This is a genomic window from Carnobacterium sp. (genome assembly GCF_032094055.1).
Classification (GTDB): domain Bacteria; phylum Bacillota; class Bacilli; order Lactobacillales; family Carnobacteriaceae; genus Carnobacterium_A.
On the sequence record NZ_DAMDAK010000075.1, the window covers coordinates 1 to 4962 of the forward strand.

A 4962-nucleotide genomic window follows, 5' to 3' on the forward strand; every position below is an offset into this window, starting at 1 on the left:
GCATCGGCCAGACCATCGTGCATCGCGCTGTCGATCAGTTGATCATTTCCTGCTTTCTTTCCCCAACGGTGATTGTTTAAAAGATAAGGGGCTTGTGTCATACTTTCAGTACCGCCTACCACGACGATCTCTGCATCCCCTAGTCGGATGGCTTGGCTTCCAAGAATAACAGCTTTTAAGCCAGATCCGCAAACTTCATTGACCGTCATGGATGGAGCTGAGTAAGGAATGCCGGCATGGACAGCAATTTGTCGAGCCGGATTTTGACCCAAGCCAGCTTGCAAAACATTTCCAAAAATAAGCTGGTCTATTTTATCTGCGGATAGACCCGATTTTTTGATGACTTCTTTTACAACGATTGCTCCTAGTTCAATTGCAGTAGTGTTTTTCAAACTGCCCCCCAATTTTCCAATGGGGGTTCGTGCTGCATTTACAATAACAACTTCCTCCATAGTCTCCTCTACTCCTTACTGTTCATGTCTTATTTATCTATATATCCTTTATTACATAACTATAGCTTCTTTTCTTATTGTACGGTATTTCAATCGGTTTGACACTTTAAGATTTGGTAAACATTTTTAGCGATTATTAGTGACTTTAAGGCAATGAAAGAAAACTAGCTGCTGTTTATTAAGCTTATCTTTAGATTTTCTTCTGCTTATTGTTTTTTGAGTAGTTGTATACTATTCTTTAATTAATGATACACAACCAGTTATGGAGTATGGCGTGTATATTGAGTTTACTGGTTTTAAAATGGATAAGTAACCAATGGAGGAGATTTTTTTGAAAATTGGGATTGATAAAATTGGCTTTTATGTACCAGATTTATACCTAGATATGCGTAAATTAGCTGTGGCGAGAGAAATAGAGCCGGATAAATTTACGATTGGAATTGGCCAAGAGAAAATGGCAGTTGCTCCGATTACACAAGATGCTGTTACATTGGCAGCAAATGCAGCGGCTAGTATTTTAGATGAAACAGATAAAGAAAACATCGATTTAGTTATATTCGGTACGGAATCAGGCGTGGATCATTCAAAAGCTGCAGCAGTCTATGTCCATCATTTATTGGGATTAAACCCAGCAGCACGTTCTTTTGAAATTAAACAAGCTTGTTACGGGGCAACAGCGGGAATTCAGATGGCAAAAGGGCATATTGCGCTAAATCCGGAAAGCAAGGTACTGGTATTAGGGTCGGATATTGCACGTTATGGCTTGGATTCTTCTGGCGAATCGACACAAGGAGCTGGGGCAGTAGCGTTACTGATCAGTGCCAATCCTAGAATACTAGCTCTTGAAGACAAAAGCGCCTATTTGACTGCTGATATTATGGACTTTTGGCGCCCGCTTTATTCAAGTACGGCTTATGTAGATGGAAAGTTTTCAAATGAGCAATATAGTTTCTTTTTTGCAAATGTCTGGCAACAATTTAAGGAAAAAAGCAGCTTAACTTTTAAAGATTTCGAAGCACTTTGTTTTCATCTGCCTTATACAAAAATGGGTTTGAAGGCTTTAAAACCAGTTTTGGAAGAAGGCACCAGCGAAGATAAAGAGCGGTTATTAAATCATTATCAAAAGAGTATCGGCTACAATAAAGTAGTTGGAAATATTTATACCGGCTCACTATACCTCAGTTTGCTTTCTTTGTTAGAACAAAAAGAAAAACTGACTGCTGGATCAAGAATCGGTTTATTCAGTTATGGTTCCGGTGCAGTAGGAGAATTCTTTACCGGCATTTTGCAGCCGGGTTATCAGAAACATTTAAATACCAAACAACATACAGAAATGCTGGCAGCAAGAAGAGAAGTCAGTGTGGCGGAATATGAAGTTATTTTTCAACAAACATTACCTATTGATGGTTCGAGCTTGTTATCGGAAACGGAAAAAGATTCTGCTACTATTTGTTTAGCAGGTATCGCAAACAATCAACGCCAATATATCAATAAAACAGCAGAAAAATAAATCCAAAAAACCCCGTCAAATGAATTAATTTGGCGGGGTTTCAATTTGTTATTAAGGAATAGGGTTGCCGGCAGCCCGATAAATGTCATACCATTCTTCACGAGATAGAACCACTTCTGAAGCTCGAGCATATTGTTTTAACCGCTCAGGCGTCATGGTTCCCACAATTGTTTGAATCCGAGCAGGGTGACGTAAAATCCATGCAACAGCAGCTCCAGAATTATCTAGGCCATATTTTTCACCGATTTCTTTTAATTTAGCGTTTATTTCCGGGTAAGCGTCATTATCAATGAATACTCCGCCTTCAGCTTTAACAGGAGACCACGCTTGGATAGTCATGTCCTTAAGCCGACTGTAGTCCAAGACGCTTCCATCGCGGTTGATTGCATTCTCATGTTTAGTATTTACATTGATTCCAGCATCTATTATTCCTGTATGCATCACACTCAATTGTAATTGGTTAACGATTAAATCTTGCTCAATGGTTTTTTTCAACAAATCAATCTGCATGGGATTATGATTGCTGACTCCAAAGTGTCGAACTTTTCCGCTTTTTTCCAACTCATTGAAAGCTTCAGCTACTTCTTCTGGTTCGACTAAAGCATCTGGACGGTGCAATAAAAGAACATCAAGATAATCTGTTTTTAAACGGCTTAAGCTTTCGTTAACAGTCTGAGTGATATGATCCTTTGAAAAATCATAATAACCAGTACGTATTCCCACTTTGCTTTGGATGATCATCTTATCTCGGATGGAAGAGTGTAAATCGACTGCTTCAGAAAAAACTTCTTCTGATTTGCCTTTGCCGTAAATATCAGCATGGTCAAAAAAATTAACTCCTAGATCCAAAGCATTTTGAACAACAGCTGTCGCCTCTTTAGCCGTTAAACGATTCATTGACATACAGCCTAATCCGATATTCGAAACCATTAAATCACTTGTACCTAATTGTATTTTCTTCATTGATTTGGCTCTCCTTTACTTGATAGTTAGTGACAGAATTGCTAGTAAATAATGAAACCTGCCTTTTAAGAGTATACCATGATTTGGAAAACGGATACAAAAATTATGTTGATTTCTATTCATTAAAAGTTCAGTGAAATAAAATCATTAGTGCTGCGTTCAAATAACCCCACTTCTTTTTGCAAATAAATTAAACTCGTTTCTTTTCGCAATTCCGATCAGATCTTTTCAGTTATTACTAAAAAGCACATACTAGTAAAAAATCTCTCAATAATTAACTTATCGTGACTTAAAGACAAGCAATTCCAAACGTTAGGTCACTTAAAGAAGTTTATCGTGACTTAAGACCACGACTGTAGCTTCGTTGGGGCACACAACGAGAATTGTCTAATAAAATTCAAATCAATTGAGCTTTTTGAAATAAGGTTAACTTTGGAGTTAATTGCTTGCTTTGAATGCAACACTAGGGAAATAAAATAAAGGAGTTATTATACAGTTAGCAAACCAGTAAGCAGATGAAGGAGTCCATTTTACATCAGAAACACTTTTAGCATTGAGCGAAAAGTAAAGTTAACATAAAAAAGATTGAGATGTCCAGTATGGCTCTCAATCTCTTTTAGGTTTATCATTTTTAGCGTTGGTAAGAGAAGAGAATAAATTTCACTTCCTAAATTGTACCAACATATCTTAGTAAAAAATGGTTCTTTCTACCTTTTGGTAGCAGTTTATAGTACAAGGAATCTAAAAACTGCTATTTTTAATTAGTTTGTTTTTAAAAGCGCCTATTCTGGAATGTCTCTTTGTTGATCGGTCCCTGGAGAAATCGGCATACTTGGGTTTTCAGTGGGATGATCTCCACCATATGAACCATCTGATTCTTTAAGTGGAATGCCATCAACTGTTGCTTCAGCGTCATTATTTTCATTAGTCGGCACGTCAGAATGAGCAGCTGAATATTCGCCTACATTCGGAACGGTGTTATCATTTTGACCCTGAATAGGTCTGCGACTAGTCTTGTTGTTTGTTTGGACGGTGTCGGATTCCAATGCTTCTTCAACAAGAATGACGTAACCGCCATTTTTAATTGCTTTATTGTAGCGTTCAGTAACAGCTGGATCTAGGTTGTATTTGCCAAGCGGATTCTCAGCATCTCCGTCAGTGAAAATATCTCTGGCTCGATCCCAGATAGATTGGTGATTTTCTCCAGTTACCGTATCAACATCAGCAATAGTTAAACTTTCAATTGCGCCTTTATTTTCTTTATAGGTTACAACCGTAATATCATCGGCTGCATATCCCTCGACTAACAAGTGTTCGACTTCTGCTGCGGCTTCTTCAACGGACTGATATGCACTTTTAAAAATTTTTGGCATATTGGTTTCCTCCTAATAGCATATTGTTGTCTACACACTTATCATACCAAATAAAGAAAGGGCTCCCAAATATAAAAGCTTACGGAGAATAAAAAAGCTTTGAACAGTCTAAAAAACAAAAAGAAAAGCCCTAATAAAAAGTTAAAAAGAAAAGAGCTATGGTTGGACAAGACCTATTCTTTTGATTATACTGATTATAAAGTGATAAACACTTTAATATTTTATTAGGAGGAAGAAGAACATGGCTCAAACGAATACCGAAGTACAAAGTACATTGAATAATCTGGTGGCAACTCATGGGGTTTTCATTACAAAATTGTACCAACATCATTTTTACGTACAAGGATCGCACTTCTTTACACTTCACATAAAATTTGAAGATTTATACAAAGAAACAACAGAACACTTTGATGAATTAGCAGAACGGTTGCTGGCAATCGGCGGAAAACCTTATGCTACATTGCAAGAATTTTTGGAACATTCTTCTATTAAAGAAAAACCTTATACAGAAAAAGTGCCTGCAGAAGAGATGGTAGTTTCTGTTGTAGCAGATTTTCGTATTTTAAGAGATGACTTGGCAGCCGCTATTACGTTGACTGGTGAAGAAGGCGACGATGTCACACAAGACATATTAATTGCCTACAAAACAGAAGTTGACAAAAAT

Annotated in this window: 5 protein-coding genes; 2 read left to right on the top strand and 3 right to left on the bottom strand. The window is 37.3% G+C overall.

What is annotated here, in order from left to right; translation table 11 throughout:
* Window positions 1-452: beta-ketoacyl synthase N-terminal-like domain-containing protein (locus RT405_RS10580; protein ID WP_313469587.1), on the bottom strand; the 452-nt coding region annotated here is incomplete at its 3' end.
* Between the two features lie 331 nt (window positions 453-783).
* Between RT405_RS10580 and RT405_RS10585 the strand changes: the two genes are divergently transcribed.
* Window positions 784-1962 carry a hydroxymethylglutaryl-CoA synthase gene (locus tag RT405_RS10585; protein WP_313469589.1) on the top strand — a complete coding sequence of 393 codons (1179 nt, stop codon included), beginning with the start codon at window positions 784-786 and terminating at the stop codon, window positions 1960-1962.
* Between the two features lie 51 nt (window positions 1963-2013).
* Here the strand turns inward: RT405_RS10585 and RT405_RS10590 are convergent, their stop codons facing one another.
* Window positions 2014-2925 (bottom strand): aldo/keto reductase, encoded by a 912-nt coding sequence (locus tag RT405_RS10590; protein WP_313469591.1) that lies wholly within the window; start codon window positions 2923-2925, stop codon window positions 2014-2016.
* A 782-nt stretch (window positions 2926-3707) separates the two neighbouring features.
* Window positions 3708-4298 (bottom strand): general stress protein, encoded by a 591-nt coding sequence (locus tag RT405_RS10595; protein ID WP_313469592.1) that lies wholly within the window; start codon window positions 4296-4298, stop codon window positions 3708-3710.
* A gap of 241 nt (window positions 4299-4539) precedes the next feature.
* Between RT405_RS10595 and RT405_RS10600 the strand changes: the two genes are divergently transcribed.
* Window positions 4540-4962, top strand: a 423-nt coding sequence (locus tag RT405_RS10600) for a DNA starvation/stationary phase protection protein (protein WP_313469594.1), incomplete at its 3' end; no start/stop codon positions are given.